At 60.8% G+C, this 23,564-nt stretch carries 18 protein-coding genes; 9 read left to right on the forward strand and 9 right to left on the reverse strand.

Translation table 11 applies throughout. The features are described 5' to 3' along the window. Positions 1-41 precede the first annotated feature (41 nt). Complete coding sequence (locus GOX66_RS11280) at positions 42-2,960, reverse strand: error-prone DNA polymerase (RefSeq protein ID WP_170762648.1); 2,919 nt, start codon at positions 2,958-2,960, stop codon at positions 42-44. Positions 2,961-3,079: 119 nt separating this feature from the next. Here GOX66_RS11280 and GOX66_RS11285 point away from each other — a divergent pair, with 119 nt between their 5' ends. Beyond that, on the forward strand, positions 3,080-3,544 hold the full coding sequence (locus GOX66_RS11285; RefSeq protein WP_170762649.1) for a DUF1203 domain-containing protein: 465 nt from the start codon (positions 3,080-3,082) through the stop codon (positions 3,542-3,544). Here GOX66_RS11285 and GOX66_RS11290 read toward each other — a convergent pair. Next, positions 3,541-4,533 (reverse strand): ABC transporter ATP-binding protein, encoded by a 993-nt coding sequence (locus GOX66_RS11290; RefSeq protein WP_170762917.1) that lies wholly within the window; start codon positions 4,531-4,533, stop codon positions 3,541-3,543. The genes GOX66_RS11285 and GOX66_RS11290 overlap by 4 nt on opposite strands. An 87-nt stretch (positions 4,534-4,620) precedes the next feature. Between GOX66_RS11290 and GOX66_RS11295 the strand changes: the two genes are divergently transcribed. Beyond that, positions 4,621-4,800 (forward strand): zinc-finger domain-containing protein, encoded by a 180-nt coding sequence (locus tag GOX66_RS11295; protein ID WP_170762651.1) that lies wholly within the window; start codon positions 4,621-4,623, stop codon positions 4,798-4,800. Positions 4,801-4,927: 127 nt separating this feature from the next. Further along, a complete protein-coding gene (gene polA / locus GOX66_RS11300; RefSeq protein ID WP_170762653.1) occupies positions 4,928-7,729 on the forward strand; it encodes a DNA polymerase I in 2,802 nt (933 codons plus the stop codon). Between the two features lie 51 nt (positions 7,730-7,780). Here the strand turns inward: polA and GOX66_RS11305 are convergent, their stop codons facing one another. From GOX66_RS11305 to GOX66_RS11315, 3 genes are all read right to left on the reverse strand, one after another. Beyond that, positions 7,781-8,005, reverse strand: a complete 225-nt coding sequence (locus GOX66_RS11305) for a DUF2798 domain-containing protein (RefSeq protein WP_170762655.1) — start codon at positions 8,003-8,005, stop codon at positions 7,781-7,783. Positions 8,006-8,063: 58 nt separating this feature from the next. Beyond that, positions 8,064-8,834 carry a hydroxypyruvate isomerase family protein gene (locus tag GOX66_RS11310; RefSeq protein WP_170762657.1) on the reverse strand — a complete coding sequence of 257 codons (771 nt, stop codon included), beginning with the start codon at positions 8,832-8,834 and terminating at the stop codon, positions 8,064-8,066. Positions 8,835-9,274: 440 nt separating this feature from the next. Continuing rightward, positions 9,275-9,856: a DUF1285 domain-containing protein gene (locus tag GOX66_RS11315; RefSeq protein WP_170762659.1), complete on the reverse strand. Its 582-nt coding sequence runs from the start codon at positions 9,854-9,856 to the stop codon at positions 9,275-9,277. A 64-nt stretch (positions 9,857-9,920) separates the two neighbouring features. Between GOX66_RS11315 and GOX66_RS11320 the strand changes: the two genes are divergently transcribed. The 4 genes from GOX66_RS11320 to GOX66_RS11335 are packed head-to-tail and all read left to right on the forward strand — an operon-like array spanning position 9,921 to position 16,598. Continuing rightward, a complete protein-coding gene (locus tag GOX66_RS11320; RefSeq protein WP_170762661.1) occupies positions 9,921-10,928 on the forward strand; it encodes an AAA family ATPase in 1,008 nt (335 codons plus the stop codon). Next, on the forward strand, positions 10,925-11,800 hold the full coding sequence (locus GOX66_RS11325) for a DUF58 domain-containing protein (protein ID WP_170762663.1): 876 nt from the start codon (positions 10,925-10,927) through the stop codon (positions 11,798-11,800). The genes GOX66_RS11320 and GOX66_RS11325 overlap by 4 nt, the downstream gene beginning before the upstream one ends. Then, the gene (locus GOX66_RS11330; protein ID WP_170762665.1) at positions 11,797-14,559 is read left to right on the forward strand and encodes a DUF4159 domain-containing protein; all 2,763 of its coding nucleotides are present in this window, start codon (positions 11,797-11,799) and stop codon (positions 14,557-14,559) included. Before GOX66_RS11325 ends, GOX66_RS11330 begins: the two co-directional genes overlap by 4 nt. Next, positions 14,556-16,598 carry a hypothetical protein gene (locus tag GOX66_RS11335; protein WP_170762667.1) on the forward strand — a complete coding sequence of 681 codons (2,043 nt, stop codon included), beginning with the start codon at positions 14,556-14,558 and terminating at the stop codon, positions 16,596-16,598. Before GOX66_RS11330 ends, GOX66_RS11335 begins: the two co-directional genes overlap by 4 nt. On the opposite strand, the gene GOX66_RS11340 is transcribed toward GOX66_RS11335, so the two are convergent. Next, positions 16,599-17,450: a 2-keto-4-pentenoate hydratase gene (locus GOX66_RS11340; RefSeq protein WP_170762669.1), complete on the reverse strand. Its 852-nt coding sequence runs from the start codon at positions 17,448-17,450 to the stop codon at positions 16,599-16,601. 118 nt (positions 17,451-17,568) lie between these two features. On the opposite strand from GOX66_RS11340, the gene GOX66_RS11345 reads away from it, so the two are divergent. Both GOX66_RS11345 and GOX66_RS11350 read left to right on the forward strand, forming a co-directional pair. Continuing rightward, a complete protein-coding gene (locus GOX66_RS11345) occupies positions 17,569-19,785 on the forward strand; it encodes a response regulator (RefSeq protein WP_170762671.1) in 2,217 nt (738 codons plus the stop codon). 9 nt (positions 19,786-19,794) lie between these two features. Continuing rightward, positions 19,795-20,256, forward strand: a complete 462-nt coding sequence (locus GOX66_RS11350; protein WP_170762673.1) for a VOC family protein — start codon at positions 19,795-19,797, stop codon at positions 20,254-20,256. On the opposite strand, the gene yaaA is transcribed toward GOX66_RS11350, so the two are convergent. The 3 genes from yaaA to GOX66_RS11365 all read right to left on the reverse strand — a co-directional run bounded on the left by yaaA (position 20,247) and on the right by GOX66_RS11365 (position 23,456). Continuing rightward, a complete protein-coding gene (gene yaaA, locus GOX66_RS11355) occupies positions 20,247-21,017 on the reverse strand; it encodes a peroxide stress protein YaaA (RefSeq protein ID WP_170762675.1) in 771 nt (256 codons plus the stop codon). The genes GOX66_RS11350 and yaaA overlap by 10 nt on opposite strands. A gap of 33 nt (positions 21,018-21,050) precedes the next feature. Beyond that, positions 21,051-23,090, reverse strand: a complete 2,040-nt coding sequence (gene recQ, locus GOX66_RS11360) for a DNA helicase RecQ (protein ID WP_170762676.1) — start codon at positions 23,088-23,090, stop codon at positions 21,051-21,053. Between the two features lie 78 nt (positions 23,091-23,168). Next, complete coding sequence (locus GOX66_RS11365; RefSeq protein ID WP_170762678.1) at positions 23,169-23,456, reverse strand: YggT family protein; 288 nt, start codon at positions 23,454-23,456, stop codon at positions 23,169-23,171. Positions 23,457-23,564 lie beyond the last annotated feature (108 nt).

Genomic DNA, 23,564 nt, shown 5'->3' on the forward strand with positions numbered 1-23,564 from the left:
TGAATTTCGACTCTGTTTTGGTCAGATAGGCCGTTCTGGCGTCAGGTGACAGAGGTGGTTTTGTCGCGCCCGTCCGGTGTCAGCAGATGCCGCAACAGGGCGACCGGATGCGCTTTCAGGCTGAGGCGGGTAGCGACGTAATCCTCGACCACCTGCTCACCCAGTGTCATCTGCGGCAGGTACGCCTCGGGTTCGACCAGCGCCTCGCCCTCCAGATCCTGTGAGAACAGAGGCAGTGGTTTGGCGGTGGCGATCGCCTTGGCCTGCCACAAGGCATCGCGCCGGGTCAGATCGCAGGCGGCAAAGGCATCGGCCTCGGCCAGCCGTTCAATCACCGACGGCCCCAGCCCGGCGCGGCGCCAGACATCATCGACCTGATGGTAGCCATTGCCGCGCGCGGCGGTCAGCCAACTGGCATCCTCTTCGCTCAGCCCCTTGATCTGGCGAAAGCCCAGCCGCAGGGCCAACCCGCCCTGGCCGTCAGGCTCCATCACATTGTCCCAGAAGCTGGCATTGATGCAGACCGGGCGCACCCGCACCCCGTGCTCGCGGGCATCCCGCACGATTTGCGCCGGGGCGTAGAACCCCATCGGCTGCGAGTTCAGCAGGGCGCAGGCAAAGATGCCGGGGTGATGGCATTTGATCCAGGCCGAGGCATAGACCAGCAGCGCAAAGCTCGCCGCGTGGCTTTCGGGGAAACCGTATGAGCCGAAGCCTTCGATCTGCGAAAAACAGCGCTCGGCAAAATCATCCTTATAGCCGTTGCGTTTCATTCCGCGCAGAAACAGCGCGCGGAACTCGCTGACATTGCCGTGCTTCTTGAAGGTCGCCAGCGAACGGCGCAGGCGGTCGGCCTGTTCCGGGGTGAAGTCCGCGCCGACAATGGCGATCTGCATCGCCTGCTCCTGAAACAGCGGCACGCCCAGCGTCTTTCCCAGTACCTCGCCCAGTTCGTCCGAGGGGAAGCTGACCTCCTCCTCGCCATTGCGGCGGCGGATATAGGGGTGGACCATGTCGCCCTGAATGGGGCCGGGACGGATGATGGCGACTTCAATCACCAGATCATAGAAATTGCGCGGCCGCATACGGGGCAGAAAGTTCATCTGCGCCCGGCTTTCCACCTGAAACACGCCAACCGAGTCGGCCTTGCAGAGCATGTCATAGACCGTTGGATCCTCGGGCGGCAGGGTGGCCAGCGTGTATTGGGTCTGATGGTGCTGCCCGATCAGATCGAACGCCTTGCGGATGCAGGTGAGCATCCCGAGGCTCAGCACATCGACTTTGAGGATGCCAAGGCTGTCGATGTCGTCCTTGTCCCAGCAGATGACCGTGCGGTCCTCCATCGTGGCGTTTTCGATGGGAACAAGTTCGTCCAGCCGCCCCTCGGTGATGATGAAGCCGCCGACATGTTGCGAGAGGTGGCGGGGAAAGCCGTCTATCTCATAGACCAGCATTAGAGTCTGTTTCAGGCGCCGATCCTCGGGATCAAGGCCAATTTCGCGCATCCGTTGGGCTTCAAGGCCCGAGGCTGAGAAGAAGCCCCAGAGCTGTGACGAGAGCGCCGAGATGGTATCTTCGGTCAGGCCCATGGCGCGGCCGACCTCGCGGATGGCGCGCTTGCCGCGGTAATGCACGACTGTCGCGCAGAGGCCTGCGCGTTCCCGTCCATAGCGGTCGTAGATATGCTGGATCACCTCCTCGCGGCGTTCGTGTTCGAAATCCACGTCGATATCGGGTGGCTCGTCGCGCGCCTCAGAGACGAAGCGTTCGAACACCATGGTGCCCATCTCGGGGCTGACCTCGGTGATGCCGAGGCAGAAACAGACCACCGAATTGGCCGCCGAGCCGCGCCCCTGGCAGAGGATATCGCGCGAGCGGGCGAATTTCACGATGTCGCGGACGGTCAGGAAATAGGGTTCGTATTTCAGCTTGCCGATCAGGGCGAGCTCATGCGCCAGCATCTTTTTGACTTTCTCCGACGCGCCCGCCGGATAGCGCCAGTGCAGCCCTTCCTGTGCCAGACGATGCAGGCGTTGGGTCGGAGTTTCCTGTTCGCTGCCCTCGCTGGGATATTCGTAGCGAAGCTCATCCAGCGAGAATTTGAGCTGTTCGCTGAGGGCGTGAGCGCGGGTAACGGCCCCCTCATGGCCTTTGAATATTCGCAGCATTTCCGATTCCGAACGCAGGCGTTGTTCGCCATTGGCCAGCGCCTCGCGGCCCAGCTCATCGACTTTGCGGCGCAGGCGGATGGCGGTCACCACATCCCCCAGCTTGCGGCGGGCACCGTGGTGCATCAGCGGCGTGGCGCTGGCGATCGTAGGGATGTCGAGTTGCTTCGACTCAGCCTCTAATAAAGGGAAATATGTAGTGTCTGCGCCATCATACCGGGGATGCATCAGCAGATGCATCCGCCCGGCAAAGCGGCGCGTCAGCTGATCTGCCTGTGTCCGCCACGCGTCCGCGCCGCCCGGAGACCGGGCCGTTTGTGGCCAGAGCAGCAGGTGGAGACCGTCAGAGAATTCCAGCAGATCCGACAGGTGCAGGATGCAGTCGCCCTTCTCGGCGCGCAGGCGGCCCTTGGACAGGATGCGGCACAGATTGGCCCACCCCTGCCGGTTCAGGGGCAGGGCGGTGACAGTGGGCGCATCGGTAAAGATCAGCCTTGCCGCCGGGATCAGGCGCGGCACCGCGTGGATCGGGTAAGAGGGTGGTTTCGGGATGTGATCGGGGCAGGGCGGGCCGATCGAGGTATTCTGCGCCTCCCACTCCAGCCGTTCGCGCACCTTGCGGGCGATCTCGCGTCCTTGGGTATGGGCACGGACGATCCCGGCGACCGAATTGTCATCGGCAATTGCGATGGCGGGCAGGCCCAGGGTGACGGCACGCTCCATATACTCCTCGGGGTGGGAGGCCCCGGTGAGGAAGGTGAAATTCGACGTGATCGACAGTTCGGCATACATGACGATTCCCTATTATATTCACGTTTTGTTCTTTTTCGAGTCCTTTGCGCATTGCGCAGGAAACGGGTCGTCAGGATCCGCGGCAGCGGGCATGTTCACGGCAAGGAAGGAGACCCGAGATGTTTAAGATCACTGCTTTGCCCACCGAAGAGGTGCGCGCCCTTCAGGCCGGTGCGCCGGATGCCTATGGCGCCGCGCCCGAGCGCGCTGTTTCCACGGGGGCAGGCAATCCCTGCCGCCATTGTTTGCGAAACATTCCCGAGGGTGACGAGATGCTGATATTGGCACATCGGCCTTTTTTAGAGACACATCCTTATGCCGAAACCGGTCCAATCTTTCTATGCGCCACCCCATGCGAGCGGTACGAGGGCGAACAGTTGCCAGAGATCCTGATCTCTTCCTCGGATTATCTGATTAAAGGATATGGATCGGATGACCGGATCGTCTATGGCACCGGCGCGATCACACCCACCGATCAGATTGAAGCTTCTGTCAGGAGTATATTTGCGCGTCCGGACGTGTCCTACATTCACGTCCGGTCCGCGCGAAACAACTGCTATCAGGCAAGAATCGACCGCACCTAAAGCTTGACCCGGTGCATGCCCCGGCGCGGCTTGGTCTGATCATCTGTCGGCAGATCGTCCGCCCGGGCAGAGGTGAGCGCGAGGAATACGTCCTCGAGGTCGGCCTCAGCGGTGCGAACGTCGCGAATGCGGATGCCAACCTGACGGACGGATTCCAGAACCTGTTCGGCGCTGGTCTGCGTGCTGCGATACCGCAGTATCAAATTGCCATCATCCTGCAGCGCGGCCTCGACACCTTCAGTCACGGGCAGATTCGAAACGGGGCTGTCCGGAGCAATCACCATAGTCCGGCTGTCCATACGGCTCAGCAGGTTGGCGGTGCTGTCCTGCGCGATCTTCTCGCCGTGGTTGATGATGGCGATCTCGTCACACATTTCCTGTGCTTCTTCCAGGTAATGGGTGGTCAGGATGATGGTCATGCCCTGTTCGTTCAGCTTGCGCACATTGGTCCAGAGCATCTGGCGCAGTTCGATATCCACACCCGCTGTGGGTTCGTCCAGAACCAGCACCTTGGGATGATGCACCAGCGCTTTGGCCAGCAACAACCGCCGCCGCATGCCGCCCGATAAGGTGCGCGCGTAGGCCTCGGCCTTGTCGCTGAGGCCAACCAGTTCGAGAATCTCGTCGCTGCGGCGTTCTGATTTCGGCACGCCGTAGAGGCCCGCTTGAACCTCGAGCGCGCCGCGAGGAGTGAAGAACGGGTCGAGATTCAGTTCCTGCGGCATCACACCAATGGCAGCGCGCGACTGACGGGGATCCTTATCCTGGTCGAACCCCCAGATCGACACGTTACCGGACGATTTCACAACCAATCCGGCCAGAATGTTGATCAGGGTCGATTTCCCCGCCCCGTTCGGACCAAGCAACCCGAAAACCGACCCGCGCGGTACTGTCAGATCTATGCCCTTCAGCGCGTGCTTCTCGGGCTGGCCCTTGCTGCCCCGATAGGCCTTGTGCAGCCCGTCGATCCTGATTGCCGCATCACGCATGTGACCCTTGCCCCCGGTTTGCTCATCGCTCATAAACGCACCTAATACATGCCCGCGAGGCCGACAACCAAAGAAGGATCGCCAGCCGTGACACTTGATGCGCCGGAAACCAAGATCGTCGAAACCGCCCGTGTCGCCTGTGACGGCGGCGAAGGTGCATTGGGTCATCCGCGCGTCTGGTTGCAGATTCCGGAGGATGCCGGCTGGGTCGAGTGCCCTTATTGCGACTGCAAATATGTGCTGACTGGGCATGAGGCGGACGCCTGAGTGCCTGTGACCTGAATTGGGTCGTGAGTATTTTTGAAAAGATGAAGATTGTAGCCTTGGTTCGGGTGGTTCTGTTGCGTCACCCGTGCCATTAGTGATTTCGGATGAGATCGAGAAAGGGCGCGCTATGACTACGAGTTTCGGAAAAGGCTGTCATTTGCACCTGATCGATGGATCAGCCTTTATTTTTCGGGCCTACCACGCGCTGCCTCCGCTGACACGGAAATCCGACGGGCTGCCAATCGGTGCCGTTTCCGGCTTTTGCAACATGCTGCAGAAATATGTCGAAGGAAACGCGGGTCCGGATGCGCCGACCCATGTGGCGGTGATCTTCGATAAGGGCTCGCACACGTTCCGCAATGATTTGTACGATCTGTACAAAGCCAACCGCGAGGCGATGCCCGAGGACCTGCGCCCGCAGATGCCGCTGACACGCGAGGCGACGATAGCCTTCAACATCGCCTGCAAAGAGCTCGAAGGGTATGAGGCCGACGACATCATTGCAACCCTGGCGGTTCAGGCGCGTGAGGCCGGAGGGCGTGTGACCATCGTCAGTTCCGACAAGGACCTGATGCAGCTGGTCGGAGATGGCGTCGAGATGTTGGATGCGATGAAGAATAAACGCATCGACCGCGACGGGGTATTCGAGAAATTTGGTGTGGGCCCTGAACGCGTGGTGGATGTGCAGGCGCTGGCGGGCGACAGCGTCGATAACGTTCCGGGCGCTCCGGGCATCGGTGTCAAAACCGCAGCCTTGCTGATCAACGAATATGGCGACCTGGAAACGCTGCTGGACCGCGCCGAAGAGATCAAACAGCCCAAGCGTCGTCAGACCCTGATCGAAAAGCGCGATCAGATCGAGCTGTCGAAAAAGCTGGTGCAACTGGATGAGCAAACGCCTCTGGACTTCACGCTGGACGATCTTGAAGTGAAAGACCCCGAGCCGGAAACGCTGCTAGGATTTCTGGCTGAAATGGAGTTCCGCACCCTGACCAAGCGGATTGCGGATAAGCTGGGAGCTGAGGCGCCAGTTATCGCCGACGCGCCCGCACCTGTCGCCGAAGAGGAAGAGGCCGAAGCCATCCCGTTCGATGCGTCAAATTACGAATGCGTGCGCGACGCGGCGGCTCTGCAAAAATGGATCGATCAGGCCTACGAGCGTGGCTGGGCGGCTGTGGATACCGAAACAACCGGTCTGAACGAGATGATCGCCGATCTGGTCGGTATCTCGCTGTCGGTCGAACCGGGCGAGGCTTGTTACATCCCCCTGACCCACCGCGATGGCGCAAGCGATGATCTGTTCGGGTCGGATGCGCTAAGCGAAGGGCAAATGCCTGTGGACGAGGCTCTAACACTGCTGAAACCCATGTTCGAGGACCCGTCGGTCCTGAAGATCGGGCAGAACATGAAATATGATGCCAAGATCTTTGCGCGTTACGGCATAGACGTGGCCCCGATCGACGACACGATGCTGATGTCCTATGCGATGCATGGCGGTGAACACGGACATGGCATGGACACGTTGTCCGAACGCTATCTGAACCACACACCGATCCCGATCAAGCCGTTGTTGGGTTCGGGCAAATCGGCGATCACCTTCGACAAGGTGCCGATTGACGAGGCCACGGCTTACGCTGCCGAGGATGCCGATATCACACTGCGGTTGTGGAAACTGTTCAAACCGCAACTGCATCAGGTACAGGTGACGACGGTCTATGAAACCCTGGAGCGTCCGCTTGTGCCGGTTCTGGCCGAGATGGAGATGCATGGCATCAAGGTCGACCGCGATGTGCTGTCTCGCATGTCCAACGCGTTCGCGCAAAAAATGGCCGGGTTAGAGGCCGAAATTCACGAGCTGGCGGGTGAGAATTTCAACGTTGGTTCACCCGCGCAGCTGGGTGAGATCCTGTTCGACAAGATGGGGCTGGAAGGCGGTAAGAAAGGCAAAACCGGGAAGTACTCGACCGGGGCGGATATTTTAGAAGACCTGGCGACTGAGCACGAGTTGCCGCGCCGGGTGCTGGATTGGCGGCAACTGTCCAAGCTGAAGTCGACTTATACGGATGCGCTGCAAACCCATATCAATCCCGACACCGGTCGGGTGCATACGTCTTATTCAATCACCGGTGCCAACACTGGACGCTTGGCCTCGACCGATCCGAACCTGCAAAACATCCCCGTGCGCACCGAAGAAGGGCGGCGCATTCGTGAGGCGTTCATCGCCGAGCCGGGAAATGTGCTGGTCAGCCTCGACTATAGCCAGATCGAGCTGCGGATTCTGGCGCATATTGCCGACATTCAGGCTCTGAAACAGGCATTTTCGGATGGGCTGGACATTCACGCCATGACCGCGTCCGAGATGTTCGATGTGCCGCTGGACGAGATGACTCCGGATATCCGCCGTCAGGCCAAGGCGATCAACTTTGGTGTGATCTATGGCATCTCGGGCTTTGGTCTGGCGCGCAACCTGCGCATCCCGCGGGCCGAGGCGCAAGGGTTCATCGACCGCTATTTCGAGCGCTTCCCCGGCATTCGCCGCTATATGGATGACACTGTCGCTTTCGCCAAAGAGCATGGCTATGTACAGACTCTGTTCGGGCGCAAAATTCACACGCCCGAAATTAACGCCAAAGGTCCTCATGCAGGGTTTTCGCGCCGGGCGGCGATCAACGCGCCGATTCAGGGCACGGCGGCAGACGTGATCCGGCGCGCGATGGTGCGGATGCCGGACGCGATCAATGGTCTGCCAGCCAAGATGCTGCTGCAGGTGCATGACGAACTGTTGTTCGAAGTGGCAGAGGATTCCGTGGATCAGGTGATCGGTGTGGCGCGGGACGTGATGGAAGGTGCGTCGGACCCGGCGGTCAAGCTGGACGTCAAGCTGAGCGTGGATGCCGGGCAGGGCGCCAACTGGGCCGAGGCGCACTAGGGACGGCTCTGCGCATCAAGCCCGGCGGGCTCGCTTCGCAGCGGGTCAGCCCTATGGTCTGACCCAGCCTTCGACCATACGTTTGACAGTGGGGCCGAGAGTTAAGATCACGGTGAACGCGATGGGCCAGCTAAAGGCCCAGGATGCCATCCAGTCACCGAGCGTATTAGGGCCAAACCCCACCGCTTTGACAGTGGCAATACCGGTGACGATACAGGACATCAGGCCGGACATGATCAGGCCAAAGAGGGCGTGGGCAAAGCGGGCAGGGATCATTCGGGCATCCTCAAGGTCGCGATGCCCCGGTTTTAAATACTTTTTACGCGATTGCCAGTCAGGATCGGGCGAAGTGATGTCGCATCCAGCCCAGAGTTTCGGACGTGTGTGGTGTGGAAGGGGTGTACTCGGCGCTGACCCAACCGGAATAGCCTGTGTCGTCCATGGCTGCGAACAGGCTCTCGAAATCCGTCGGTCCGCGCCCCGGTTCGGACCGGTCGGGGGCGGCCCCGATCTGGGCGTGGACGAACCTTGGGTGAAAACGCTGCCAAACCGTCAGCACGTCGCCGTGGATCATATGGGCGTGGAAGCTGTCAAATTGCAGGCCGACATTGGCGCGATCGACTCGGTCCAGAACTTCGACCGCCAGATCGTAATCGTTCAGGAAGTAGCCGGGCTGGGATAGGGTGTTGAGCGGTTCGATGGTGAATTGCTGCTGAGGCGCTGTGTCCGCTGCCCATTGCAGGTTTCGCACAAAGCAATCCAACGCATCCGGTCCCGAGGCATAGCCCGACATGATGTGGATCAGTCGGGAGTGCAATACATCGGCATATCGCAGAACGCGGCGGATATCGGACTGAAACCGGGCCTCGCCCCCCGGGACGGCCGCATAACCTGGCTCGCCTCCCGTGTAATTCGGCGGCGGCGCATTGATCAGCACCAGTTCCAGCCCGTTGGCCAGCAGCGCGCGGCGGGTTTCTTTTGCGGCCAGTTCATAGGGGAACAGAATTTCGACGGCCTTGAACCCGGCCTCCGCCGCGGCCTGAAATCGTTCCAGATAGGGAAGCTCGGCAAAGAGCAGAGAGATATTGGCGGCGAATTTGGGCATGACCGGCCTCGGACAGTTGGTGGCCGGACCTTAGCCGCCGGGTGCTATCAGCGAAAGGGATCGAAAAGGACAGATTGTCGAAAATCGGCCATATTATCCCACACAAATCAGAGCTGTTCGGATCATTGCGGCGAGTTTTTTCAACTGCGCCCGGCCGAAAAATGGTTTGAAAACGATGGTGCTGAGCCCGGACCTGTCCGTGGAATCGATGCCGGTGTATTAGGCTCTAGATTCCATGAGTCTCAGTCAGGTGCAGTTTATTTCAGCTGTTGGGAGGCTGGGCGTGGCGTTAACCCTATTCCACACAAACGTCACGTCGTTCCACGTGATGGTGATCATGCTGGTCATGGGGGAGAACCGGAATTGAACCTGTGCGCTGGCGCCGAAATCTCTGCCTTTGCTGTGGTGCTGATAGGAGAACGGAAGCCGCCGCAACCGGCCTAGTTCTGATCCAGCGCTTGTGACGTTATCAGAGGAAAAAACTGCCCGCCGGACCAGACGCCGAACCAGCCTTCGTGATGGGTGCCGATATCGACGAGGCGGTAGAAACTCTTGCGGTCAATGCGCGCCTCCAGGTTGGCGCGAACCAATATGTAGGGCGAAGGTTCGTCCGTTTCCGGGCCGATAACAATCCGGATCGGGTGGTCCGGTCCCGCTATCGCCGTGTCGCCGACATGGGTCGTGAATGTCAGGGTCTGCGCCTCTTCTTCGCCCTGCGCGTCGAAATCAACCGCAACAAAAGGCGCGTCCTCAACGGTGATTCCCACCTTTTCGACCGGAGTCACAAGATAGAACTTGCCGTCTTCTTTCTTAAGAATTGAGGAAAAAAGCTTCACAAGCTCGAACCGGTTGATAGGCGACCCTAAATAACTCCATGAGCCATCTTTTGCGATCTTGATGTCCAGATCGCCGCAAAACGGAGGATTCCACAGGTGTACAGGGGGTAAACCCCTGGTTTTGGCCGCTTTGACCGAAGCCGCCAGCCCGTCAGGCGAAGGGGTCACAGGTTTTTGTCCGCTCATTGCTTTTGCCATTTCCTCTCAGCGCGATACACTTCAATCATAATAGTCCACGGAAGGGAAAGTCATGACCGAACCTGCCGACCTCGTGTCCGAGATCGAAGCGCTGGAAAACAAGCTGCAAGAGGCCAAGTCCTCAATCACCCACCGCTTCATCGGACAGGAAAGGGTCGTGGATCTGGCCTTGACCGCGTTGCTGTGTGGCGGTCATGCCCTGCTGATCGGATTGCCCGGTCTGGGCAAGACAAGATTGGTTGAGACATTGTCCACCGTGATGGGCTTGCACGGTAACCGCATTCAGTTCACGCCCGACCTGATGCCTGCCGATATTCTGGGCTCTGAAGTGCTGGACACAGCCGAAGATGGCAGCCGCCATTTCCGCTTCATTCCCGGCCCGATCTTTTGCGAACTGCTGATGGCGGATGAGATCAACCGCGCCAGCCCTCGAACGCAATCAGCTCTGTTGCAGGCGATGCAGGAACGCACGGTGACCGTTGCGGGCGAGGACCGTGCGCTGGATGAGCCGTTCCATGTGCTGGCCACGCAAAACCCGATCGAACAGGAAGGCACCTATCCGCTGCCCGAGGCGCAGCTGGACCGGTTCCTTGTACAGATCGATGTGGATTACCCGGACCGCCAGACCGAACGTGATATTCTGCTGGCCACGACAGGCGTCGAAGAAGAAGTGGCGCATCAGATTTTCACCAAAGAGGAATTGCTGGCCGCGCAGGTTCTGTTGCGCCGGATGCCGGTGGGGGAATCGGTGGTCGAGCTGATCCTCGATCTGGTCCGCGCCTTCCGCCCGGAAGAGCCGGGCGCGTCCGAGCGCGTCGCCGAAACGGTCGCCTGGGGTCCCGGCCCCCGCGCGGCGCAGGCGCTGATGATGACGGTGCGTGCCCGGGCGATGCTGCAAGGGCTTCTGGCGCCCAGTGCCGAGGACGTTCTGGATATGGCCCGCCCCGTCCTCAGCCACCGGATGGCGCTGAACTTTGCGGCGCGGGCGCGTGGGGACAGCCTGGCTGACCTCATCGAAACCACCGCTGCCGGGTTGATCCGCACCGAGGTTGCGGCGTGAATGCCGCGCTGACCCTTCGTGAAAGATCCGAGGCCGAGGCGTCACGGCTGCCGCCCCTTTTGGCGCGGGCCGAGCATCTGGCGGGAACCGTTCTGCTGGGCGATCACGGGCGGCGACGCTCGGGCCTTGGCGATGATTTCTGGCAATACCGCCCCGCGCAGATCGGTGACAGCCGCCGGATGATAGACCACCGGCGATCCGCTCGCGGGGATCAGCAGTTTGTACGTGAGCGCGAATGGCAGATCGCGCAATCGGTGATGCTGTGGGTCGATCAGGGTGCCTCGATGCGCTTTGCCTCCAACAAGTCACTGGCCACCAAGGCCGACCGGGCACGTCTGTTGGGGCTTGCCACCGCTATTCTTCTGGTGCGAGGCGGAGAGCGTGTTGGCCTGACCGGAACAACTCTGCCGCCCCGGCGCGGTAACGCTCAGATCATCCGGCTGGCGGAAGCCTGGTCCGAAGACGCTGATCCGGACTATTCGCCGCCGGAACACCGCGCCATGATCCCTCACGCACGCGCCGTGTTCATTTCCGATTTTCTCGGCTCCCTGGATGAGGTTGAACTGGCCCTGACCAAAGCTGCCGATCGGGGTGTGCGAGGGGTGCTGCTGCAGGTACTGGACCCCGGTGAGGAGACATTCCCCTATCGGGGCCGCACCATTTTTGAAAGCGTCGGAGGGTCTGTCCGGCATGAAACACTGAAGGCCGGAGATTTGCGCGGCCGCTATCTGGACCGGCTCGCTGAACGCAAGGATGCGCTGACGCAACTGTGCCGCGCAACTGGGTGGCAGCTGGGTCTGCATCATACCGGTGACAGTGCACAAGCGGCTTTGTTGTGGCTCTATCGGGCGCTGGACGGGGGGACGGTATGACGGTTCTTGCGGGCATCGGCTTTACCGCGCCCTGGGTGTTGCTGGGACTGCTGACCCTGCCGATCCTGTGGCTGATCCTGCGCGCCGTGCCACCGGCGCCGATCCGGCGGTTGTTCCCGGCGGTGACGCTGCTGCTGGGGCTGAAAGATGACGAGAGCGTTTCTGATCGCACCCCATGGTGGTTGTTGTTGCTTCGGATGCTGGCAGCGGCGGCGATCATCATCGGGCTGGCCGGGCCGGTTCTGAACCCTTCGCGGGATGAGTCCGGCTCCGGGCCGTTATTGCTGGTGCTGGATGCCAGCTGGGCGGGGGGCACACGGTGGTCGACAACGTTGGACCAGATCAACGCACAACTGACCGAGGCCGGACGGGCAGGCCGAACGGTTGCGATCCTTAGCCTGACCGAGCCCGAAACACCCGTCTTTCAGGCCGCCGAAGCCTGGCGCGGGCGTTTGCCGGGCCTGACACCGACTCCGTGGCAGCCGACGGGTGAGCAGATTGATCTGGCTCTGGCCGCGGTGAGTCAGGTGGAAGGAGGCTTTGACACTCATTGGTTCAGTGACCGCCTGGAATATGGCGGGCACGAAGGGGTTCTGGCCGCGCTGCAATCCCGTGGTGGTGTGACGGTGTATCAGTCCCCCGCGCCGGTTGTTGCGATCCTTCCTGCCGCCTATCAGGACGGGGTTATCCAACTGGCGGCCCAACGGGCAGTTCCCGGCCCGGCCACACGTATCACGGTGCTGGCACAGGGCCGTGATCCGGCCGGGGCCATGCGGGTTCTGCAATCGACTGAGATAGAGTTCGCAAGCGGCGACACACAGGCTCAGGTTGAGCTGGCCCTGCCGTCCGAAATGCGCGCCCGCATCACACGATTCGAAATTCAGGGCCAGCGATCAGCCGGGGCGGTGACGCTGACCGATGACAGCCTGCGCCGACGGGAGGTCGCGCTGATCGCGGGAACGCTCAACCGCGAAGGGTTGGAGTTGCTGTCCCCGTTGCACTACCTGACGCAGGTTCTGGTCCCTACGGCCGATTTCGTTGAAGGTGGCCTGCTCGAGGTGCTGCCCGCCAACCCCGACGTGATCGTGCTGGCTGATGTGGCGAAACTGTCTGAGCCCGAGCAGATCGCATTGGTAGAATGGGTCGAACAGGGCGGGCTGCTGCTGCGCTTTGCCGGGCCGCGCATGGCCGCCAGCGATCTGGGCCGGGATGCCGAGGATGTTTTACTTCCCGTCCGTCTGCGCAGCGGTGGCCGTTCGGTCGGCGGCGCGATGAGCTGGGGTGAGGCTAAGGGGCTGGCGCCCTTCCCGGAGAACTCTCCTTTCTATGGGTTGCAGGTGCCGGATGACGTGACTGTCACCACGCAGGTCATGGCGCAACCGGACCCTAACCTGGCGGATCGGGTGATTGCGTCGCTGTCCGATGGTACCCCTCTGGTGACGCGCAAGGCGCTGGGGCTGGGGCAGGTGGTGCTGTTCCACGTGACGGCGGATGCGGAGTGGTCCAGCCTTCCCCTGTCGGGACTGTTTGTTGAAATGCTGGACCGGCTGGCCGTGGCCTCTGCCGCGAAATCCCGACAGGTGTCCCAATTGCAGGGCACCACGTGGGAACCGATTCAAGTCATGGACGGTTTCGGTACCTTGTCCGACGCAGGCAATCTGGCTGGGGTGGACGGGGGTGAGCTGGTGTCCGGGACAATCGGTCCTGACTTGCGGCCTGGTCTTTATGAAAGTGGCAAGCAGAAACTGGCGCTGAACGTTCTGTCTGAGAACGCGGTGCTCAGCCCGGCGGTTTGGCCCGCAGACGTTCCGATCAAGGGGCAAGAGGTGAATTCGGAGACGCCCATCGGGGGCATTCTGCTCAGCATTGCATTGATTCTGCTGACCGTTGACGTAATTGCATCGCTGGCTCTGTCTGGACGGCTTGGCTTGGCCAAGGCTGCAGCGGTCGTCTTGGGCGCCATGCTGCTGGTGCCCGAGGCGCAAGCGCAAACACCCGAGGATACAGAATTCGCGCTGAACGCCACCAAAGAGCTGGTCCTCGCCCATGTGCTGACGGGCGACCGGCAGGTCGACGATGTAGCCGGGGCAGGGATGCGCGGGTTGTCACAGACGCTTTTCTACCGCACTTCGGTCGAACCTTCAGATCCGATCGGGGTCGATCTGGAACGCGATGAGCTGGCGTTCTTCCCGTTACTCTATTGGCCGATCACGCCGGACCAGCCGCAGCCTTCGGTTGAGGCTTACGCCAAGCTCAACGCTTACCTGCGGTCGGGGGGGATGATCCTGTTTGACACGCGCGATGCCGATGTGGCCCGGTTCGGCGCCGCAAGCCCAAACGGGCGCAAGCTGCAACAACTGGCAGCACCGCTGAATATCCCAGCATTAGAGCCTGTTCCCCGTGATCATGTTCTGACCCGGACTTTCTATTTGTTGCAGGATTTTCCGGGCCGCTATGCAGGCACGGAGATTTGGGTCGAGGCCGCGCCTTTGGACGCTGAGCAGATCGAGGGGATGCCTTTCCGCAATCTCAACGACAACGTGACGCCGGTGGTGATTGGTGGCAATGACTGGGCCTCTGCCTGGGCCGTGGATCGCAATGGGCAGTCGTTGCTACCGGTGGGGCGCGGCTATGCCGGGGAGCGTCAGCGCGAATTGGCCAGTCGTTTCGGGGTCAATCTGGTCATGCACGTGCTGACCGGGAATTACAAATCCGATCAGGTTCACGTGCCTGCTCTGCTGGACAGGTTGGGACAATGACAGGAACCGTCATATTCGATCCGCTGATACCGTGGCCAGTTCTGGCCATCGTGGCCGCAATTGCGGTTGGCGGAGTCGTGCTGGCCCTGTGGCGCGGTCTGTCGGGCTGGGCACTGCGCGGGTTGGCTGCTTTGGTTGTCATCGCGGCGCTGTCAGGGCCGGTTTATCAGGTCGAGGATCGCGCGCCGCTGACCGATATCGTTTTGTTGATCGAGGATGAAAGCGCCAGCCAAACCCTCTCGGACCGGGCGGATCAGACCACCCAGGCCGCCGATGAACTGGCCGCCGTCATCGAAACCCGCGACAACACCGAACTGCGCCGTATCCGCGTAGGGGACGGAGACGGAGACGAAGGCACGCAAGTCATGGCGGCGCTGAACGCCGCGCTGGCGGAAGAGCCGCGCGCGCGCATTGCAGGCATTCTGGTGGTGTCGGATGGCATTGTGCACGATATCGATCAGGCTCCCGATCTACCCGCGCCGATGCACTTGTTGCAGACCGGGCGCGCCGCGGATTGGGACCGCCGCCTGATCGTCCGCAACGCTCCCGCGTTCGCCATTATCGATGAGCCGGTCACCCTGACCCTGCGGGTCGAGGACAGTGGCGCCGCGCCCGCTGGGGCGGCTTCTGCACCCCTTGAGATTTCGGTGGACGGGGCCGAGTCCGAAAGTTTCAATATTCCCATCGGCGTTGATGTTGAATTGCCTATCACGTTGCCCCATGGCGGGCGCAACGTCATTCAGTTCACCGTACCGCAGGCCGAGGGCGAGCTGACGGACCGCAATAACACCGCGCTGATCCAGATGAACGGGGTACGCGACAGGCTGCGCGTGCTGTTAGTCTCGGGCGAGCCGCACCCGGGCGGGCGAACATGGCGCAACCTGCTGAAATCCGACAGCTCAGTCGATCTGGTGCATTTCACCATTCTGCGCCCGCCCGAAAAGCAGGACGGGGTGCCGGTGGACGAGCTTTCACTGATCGCCTTCCCGACGCGCGAGCTGTTTCTGGAAAAGATCAATGATTTCGACCTGATCATCTTTGATCGCTACAAGCGCCGCGGCATCCTGCCCGCGATCTATCTGGACAACGTCACCAACTATATCAACGAAGGCGGCGCGGTGCTGATTGCTGCCGGTCCGGATTTTGCTTCAGCCGACAGTATTTTCCGCTCGCCTTTGGCGCCAATCCTGCCCGCGCAGCCGACGGCGCGCGTGATCGAGGAACGTTTTGTCCCCATGGTTACCGACCTTGGCCACCGCCATCCGGTGACGACGAACCTTGGCGACTCTGAAGACTGGGGCGCGTGGCTGCGCCAGATCGACGTGAAACACCGCACGGGTGAGTTGTTGATGACCGGCGTGGATGAGCGGCCGCTGCTGGTACTGGATCGCGTCGGCGAGGGGCGCGTGGCGCTGCTGGCCTCGGACCACGCCTGGCTGTGGAGCCGGGGGTTCGAAGGCGGTGGCCCGCAGCTGGAACTGCTGCGCCGGCTGGCCCATTGGATGATGAAAGAACCGGAGCTTGAGGAAGAGGCACTTTGGGCCGAAGCCAATGGGCAGATCATGCGCATCATTCGCCAGACGCTTGAGGACGAGGTCGGGCCAGTAACCGTGACCCGCCCGAACGGTGAAACGCACGAGATCATGTTGAACGAAGTCAGCCCGGGCCGGTTCGAAGCGCAGTATTTCGGGCCGGAGATCGGTCTGTACCGTTTACAGGAGGGTGAGCAATCGGCGGTGATCGGGCTGGGACCTGCTGCACCGAAAGAATTCGAACGCACCATTGCGACCGGTGGAGTTCTTCAACCCGTGCTGGCCGAAATGCGCGGCGGCGTCATTCGATTGGAGGACGGTCTGCCCTCAATCCGCAACGTACGCGCCGGACGTCCGGCTGCGGGGCGGGGCTGGGTCGGCCTGACGCCGCGCAATGCCTATGAAACGCGTGACGTTACCCAAGCCGGTCTGCTGCCGCCTTGGCTGGTGCTTTTGCTGGCGGGCGGTTTCCTGCTAAGCGGTTGGCTGCGCGAAGGGCGGCGCTGATCACTCGAACTTTACGCTGACGGTCGGATTGCCAGGTAACCCCTCATAGGTAACGGATGCACCGCCCTTGCCTTTAGCGGGTGGAAAAAGCGGTCCGAAGGACCCGACCGAGATCAGGTCTCCGGGCTGGAATTCGATTCCCTTGGACATCAGCCAAAGGGCCGCGTTGGCCGGATGCCCCAGAACCGCAACACCCGGTGCCTGCGCCAGAACCTCACTGTCCGCCGCGCTGAGCGTTACGGTCATGTCCGCCAGCGCCTGCACCATAGCAGCCGGGTCGGAAACAGGAATTTCAGAGCCTAACACACCAAGTTTCGGCGCGACGCCTATGGCCGTCAGGGTGACTGGTGTAATCGGCTCGCCCTCGGCAAGGGTCAGATCGGGCAGTTCGATGAAGGGGCGGACGACGGATATGCTCGCCATCACCTCCACCGGTGTTGTAGCCTGATTGATCCGCGCGTCACCGACCACAAGCACAAGATCGGCCTCAAAGACCGGCCGCGCGCCCCATGGTGATGGAATGGTGGCTCCATCCTCCAGCATCATGTCACGAAAAAGGACACCCTGAACTGGTTCAGACGCACCGAACCGCTCCTGCGCGGGTGTGCTGGTCAGACCGGCCTTGTAGCCGACCACCGGACCTAAATGCGGCTCTAACGCATGGATTAATTTGGCCTGCGTGCACAGCGCGTCCTCCATGCTGCCTCCCGTGGACAGGGCGGCTGTGGGTGTGCCCTTCAAATAATCCTGCACGAAACGGTCGATCTGGGCATCAGAGGCGCAGTCCGCCGCTGCCTGTTGGGTGCATAGTACAATGGCGCAAAGTACTGAAAAATAACGAATACATCGCATTGCAAACCTCCGTTTCGCGGCGAACTCTGACATGGGCGTCGATCTAAAGGCAACGGCTTAAACACTTTTTCACGCTCTGTCCGGATGCTGGGCGCGGATTACTCCGGGGTCACCAAAAATGAGTCTTGCAGGAAAACTGGCACAGGAACGGCGCGCGCGGCTGGCGGCTGAGCGACTCTTGGATATGAAACAGGCTGAACTGTCCGCGGCCAACCGCAAGCTGGGTTTGCACGCGATGGCGCTGACCAAGCGCATTGGTGAAACGCAGGCCGAGGTGGAAACGGTTCGGGATGAGAATGAAAAGGTCAAATCCGACCTGACGCTGGCAAATGCCAAGATCGAAGTGGCCGAACGCCGGTTGTGGCATTCGATACAAACCATTCAGGACGGGTTCGCTTTCTTTGACGATCAAAGCCGGCTGATCGGCGCCAACGCGGCCTATCTCAGCGTATTCGACGGGGTCGAAGACGTCGCTCCGGGAATCACTTATTCCCGCATACTCGAGATTCTGACGTCAGAAGGCCTGGTGGACATCGGGTCGGACTCCGCAGCTGATTGGCAGGCCAGAATGCTGACGCGATGGGCGCAACCGCACCCGGAACCAGTTGTGATAAAATTGTGGAATGGTCATTATTTCAAGCTGATCGACCAACGCGGCAACGGGGGCGATGTGGTCAGTCTGGGCCTGAACATCACTGCATCAGTTCGTCATGAGGCCGAGCTGAAGGCCGCTCGCGAACGGGCGGAGGCTGCGAACCGCGCTAAATCGGCTTTTCTGGCCAATATGAGCCACGAGATCAGAACCCCGATGAACGGTATCGTCGGGATGACCGAATTGATGTCGGAAACGCCGCTGGATGAGGAACAAAGGCTCTATCTCAATACAATCCGCAATTCAGGTGAGGCACTTCTGGTGATCATCAATGACGTGCTGGACTATTCCAAGATCGAGGCAGACAAGCTGATCCTTCACCCTGAACAGTTCGATTTCGAACGCTGCATTCTGGAAGTGGCGATGCTGTTGCAGCCCAGTGTCCGCGACAAGGGGCTGTCCTTGCTGGTCGATTATGACCTGTTCCTGCCGACGCTGTTTGTGGGCGACCCTGGTCGCGTCCGGCAGGTTCTGACCAATCTGGTGGGCAACGCGGTCAAGTTCACGTCCGAGGGCCATGTTCTGATCCGCGTAACCGGCGTGCCAAACCCTGACGCCAATATCTGCGACATTCACGTGGCAATCGAAGATACGGGCATCGGCATCGAAGCAGATAAGATCCGCCACATCTTTGGGGAATTCAATCAGGTCGAGGACGAGCGCAACCGTCAGTTCGAAGGAACTGGTCTGGGTCTGGCCATCACCAAGCGGCTAATAGCTCTGATGGGCGGGTCGGTCTGGGTCGAAAGCGAATTCGGACAGGGCTCCTGTTTCGGATTCCGCATCACACTGCCCACTGTCGAAGGCCCGCAACCCACGCCGCCCGATCTGGCCGACTGTCCACGTCACGTGGTTGTGGTTGAGGATCTGGCCGTCAATCGCGCCATATTGTCGAAACAGCTGGGGCGGCTGGGATCGCAGGTCACGGTCTGCGCGTCCGGTGGAGAGGCGTTGGCAGTAGTGGATGACAGTGTGGACCTGCTACTTTGTGATCACGACCTGCCAGATATGGATGGGTTGGAACTGGCGACAACGCTGAAAGACCGGGGTTGGGCGGACCTGCCCGTAGTTGTCATGTCAGCCAACCCCGGCGTCATTCACGCCAACCCGGCCCGCCACCTGATCGAGGGGGTTTTGCAAAAGCCCATACCCCGGGCCGAGCTGTATTCCCGTCTGATGGCCCTTGGTCGAACACCGCAGGAGCAGGATACAATCGCCGTGAGGGCAGGTGAACAGCACCAGGAACCGGACAAGACGGGAAAAAACCAGCGGCTCATGCGGGTCCTGGCTGCCGAGGATAACAGAACCAATCAGCTGATCTTGGAAAAGATGGTCAAGGATCTGAACATTGAACTTCGGTTTGCGGGCAACGGGATCGAGGCTGTGCAGGAACATCGGGATTTCGACCCGGATTTGATTTTCATGGATATCTCAATGCCCAATATGGATGGAAAGCAAGCCACGGCGGAAATCCGGCGGCGTGAGATCGGGACCAAGCGTCACGTGCCAATCGTCGCCTTAACGGCCCATGCAATGGTAGGGGATGATCAGGGCATTCTGTCCGCCGGACTGGATCATTACCTGACCAAGCCGCTGCAAAAAATGAAAATCCACCAGATGATCCTGGATAACCAACCCGAAGAGGCCTTGTCTGTCATTGCTGAAGACGCTGAGCCAGACTAGGGTGAGCGCATGTCAGAAGATCGTAGATTTCACCCTCGCGCGCTGGGCGAGATTGCCATTCGTTGCGCCGACATGGGGGCGATGGTGGAGTTCTATGAAAATGTAATTGGGTTGGAGCGTCTGTCCGGCGACCATAACAGCGCCATTACCTTCTTTCGCATCGCCGAAGGGTTCGGCGGGCACACTCAGGTGCTGGCCCTGTTTCACCATTCGGCCGCCCCGCGGCCCGGGCTGCATCCTGCGGGTGCGGAAGCCCCCGCAACGGGGGCAGGGTCGTCGCTGCATCACATTGCGCTGTCCCTGCCATTCGCCGAACAGGCGGCTGTGATGCGGTGGTATGACAAAATCGGCCAGCCATACCGCGTCGAACAATTCGGATGGATCGGGTGGCGCGGTATTTTCACCGAAGATCCCGAAGGGAACACGGTCGAATTGGTCGCCTTTGACCCGTCGATGCTGGATCAGGCCTGATAGGGGCGCAGGAAAACAGGCTTGTTTTCTTCCGACAGGTCCGGGCGGTATTCATATCCGCCGGTGTCGAAATCCAGCAACCCGGCGGGATCGGTCAGGCGGTGCAGAATGATGTATCGCGCCATGGCTCCACGCGCTTTCTTGGCGAAAAAGCTGACGATCTTGGGCGTGCCGCCTTTGTCCTCCATGAATACCGGCGTGATGACCCGCAGTTTCAGCGCTTTAGGGTCTACCGCGCCGAAATATTCCTGACTGGCGCAGTTCACCAGAACATCTGACCCAATCGCTTCGCCCTGCGTGTTCAAAGTCTTGCTCAGCTGATCGCGCCAGTATTCATACAGGTTCTTGCCGCGCCGGGTTTTCAGCCTGCTGCCCATTTCCAGTCGATACGCCTGAATCGCATCCAGCGGGCGCAGGATGCCGTAAAGGCCGGACAGGATGCGCAGATGATCCTGCGCCCATTCGATTTCTTCGTCGTCAAGCGAGGCGGCCTCGAGCCCCTGATAGGTGTCGCCTGCAAAGGCCAATGCTGCGGGGCGGGTCACATTCGCCGAGGGAGTATCCGAGAAGGCGCGAAAGCGGTCGCGGTTCAGGCGGGCCAGGTCGTCGCTCAGGTCCATCAGTTTTTTCAGATCGCCCAAGGTCAGGTTGCGGGCGGTTTTTGACAGGCGGATCGCGTCGTCCTGAAAATCCGGTTGCGTGACCTCGACGTCCCGCTGTGCCCAGTCCAGCCGCTTGGCCGGGGAAATCACTACCAGCATATCCGCCCTCGTTTCATGCCTGTTCGCAGGTATCTAGCCCGCCTGACGCAGCACGTCCAGAAAGGCGGCACCAAACCTTTCGTGACGTCGGTCGCCCAGAACCTGCTCCATCGCGCGCGGATCGTCGGTGCGCAATTGCGCCACCTTTGCCAGTTGTGAGGCGGAACAGGTCAGCGGCTTGTCGATCCCGTCCGGCCCGCGCGACAGCTGGGTCTGAACCTCAAGCAGGCGGTCATAGATATCACCCTGCTCGCGCCCGGCCAGTTTGCGCCGCGCGGGGTGCAAATCCTCCACCGCACCGGTCAAAACCTCAAGGAACGTGGCCCCATAACGTTCCAGCTTTTTCGCACCGACGCCGCTGATCCGGGCCATGTCGTCCAGCGTCGCAGGGCGCGTTTCAGCCATTTCAATCAGGGTACGGTCAGGGAAAATGACATAAGCCGGAACCCGCGCAGATTCCGCCAGCGCCCGGCGTTTGGCCTTGAGCGCGGACAGCAGCGGTGCGTCTTCCTCGGACACCATCATCTTGGCCGCAGGTCGTCGGGTCGCCTTGCGCAGCGTATCCTTGCGCAGGTTGATCTGCGCCTCGCCCTTCAGGATCGGCTTTGCGGCCTCGGTCATGCGCAGCGCGCCGTGGCGTTCGGGGTTCGGGCGCACCAGATCGTGACCCATCATCTGCCGGAAGATCGCCTGCCATTGCGGGCGCGACCAGTCCTTGCCGATGCCCCAGGTGGACAGGTTGTCGTGACGGCGTGCGCGGATTTTGTCTGTTTCATTGCCCAGCAGGATGTCGATCAGATGGCCCGCGCCGAACCATTCCTCGGTGCGCAGGATCGCGGACAGAGCCATGCGGACCGGGGTGGTGCCGTCGAACACCTCGGGTGGGCTGTCGCACAGGTCGCATTTGCCGCAAGGTTCGGCCTGTTCACCGAAATAGCCCAACAGAGTCTCGCGGCGGCACTCCAGCGCTTCGGCCAACCCCAACAGAGCATTCAGCCGCGCATGATCGGCCATGCGTCGTTCGGGCGGCGCCAGACCTTCATCAATCTGCGAGCGGCGCAGACGGATATCGTCGGGGCCGAACAGTGTCAGGGTTTCTGCCGGGCCGCCGTCACGACCAGCGCGGCCGATTTCCTGATAATAAGCCTCGATCGATTTCGGCAGGTCTGCGTGCGCGACCCAGCGAATGTCGGGCTTGTCGATGCCCATGCCGAAGGCCACTGTCGCAACTACGATCAGACCGTCCTCACGCGCGAAACGGGTTTCGACGATACGGCGATCCTCAGCCTCCATCCCGCCATGGTAGTGGCAAGCCACATGCCCTTCGGCGCGCAGGGCTTGCGCCAGCACCTCGGTCTTGTTGCGGGTGCCGCAATAGACGATGCCGGACTGACCTTTGCGCGCCCCGGCGTAGTCGAGGATCTGCTTGCGCGGCCCGTCCTTGGCGGCAAAGGCCAGATGGATGTTGGGACGGTCAAACCCCCGCAGGAACTTGCGGGGGGCGGTGCCGTCGAACAGCTTTTGGACGATTTCGTCCTGCGTTTCAGCGTCCGCTGTGGCGGTGAAGGCGGCCAGCGGCACGTCCAGCGCGCGCCGCAACTCTCCGATCCGCAGGTAATCAGGGCGGAAGTCGTGGCCCCACTGACTTACACAATGGGCCTCATCCACGGCGATCAGGCTGACATTGATCCGCCGCAACATGCCCAGCGCCGACCCCGCGGCCAGCCGCTCGGGCGCCATGTAGAGCAATTTGAGCCGCCCGGCCTCCAGCGCCTCCCACACGGCATCGGTTTCTTCTGGAGTGTTTCCCGAGGTCAGCGCCCCGGCCTCGACCCCGGATTCCTGCAACCCGCGCACCTGATCGCGCATCAAGGCGATCAACGGAGAGATCACCACCGTCACACCATCCCGCAGCAGCGCAGGCAGTTGATAACACAGGGATTTACCACCGCCTGTTGGCATGATGGCCAACACGTTTTCACCTGCGGTCACGGCATCGACGATCTCTTCCTGACCGGGGCGAAAGTCGTCGAATCCAAAGACATCTCGCAGCAGGGGTGCGGCGTCGAACATGTGCGGGGTTGCCCTGTATTTTGGTTTATCTGCTCTTAAGACAGGACAATCACACACTAAGATTCGGTGAACAAGAGGTCAGACAAAATAGCCGATATTGTTAATCAGGATGATCCGCAGCGCATAGACGCCGATCAGCACCACCAGGGGCGTCAGGTCCAGCCCGCCCATCGCAGGCAGAAAACGGCGGATCGGGCCGTAAATCGGTTCCAGAATACGGTTTAGACCGTACCAGATTTGCGCCACCAGCTGTTGATGCAGGTTGAGCACCTGAAAGTTGATCAGCCAGCTCATGATCACATGGGCAAGGATGATGAACCAGACAATGTCCAGGATCAGCAGCAGAATTTGGATCAGCGACAGCATGGGGCCTCCGTTTTCACATCTGCTGAGACCTAAGCGCACCCGTGGCAAAGAGCAAGTCCGCACCAACAGAACGCTTGCGAATTGACCCAAAGGCCCGTCTTATAAAAG

Source organism: Ruegeria lacuscaerulensis, assembly GCF_013031245.1.
Lineage (GTDB): Bacteria > Pseudomonadota > Alphaproteobacteria > Rhodobacterales > Rhodobacteraceae > Ruegeria > Ruegeria lacuscaerulensis_C.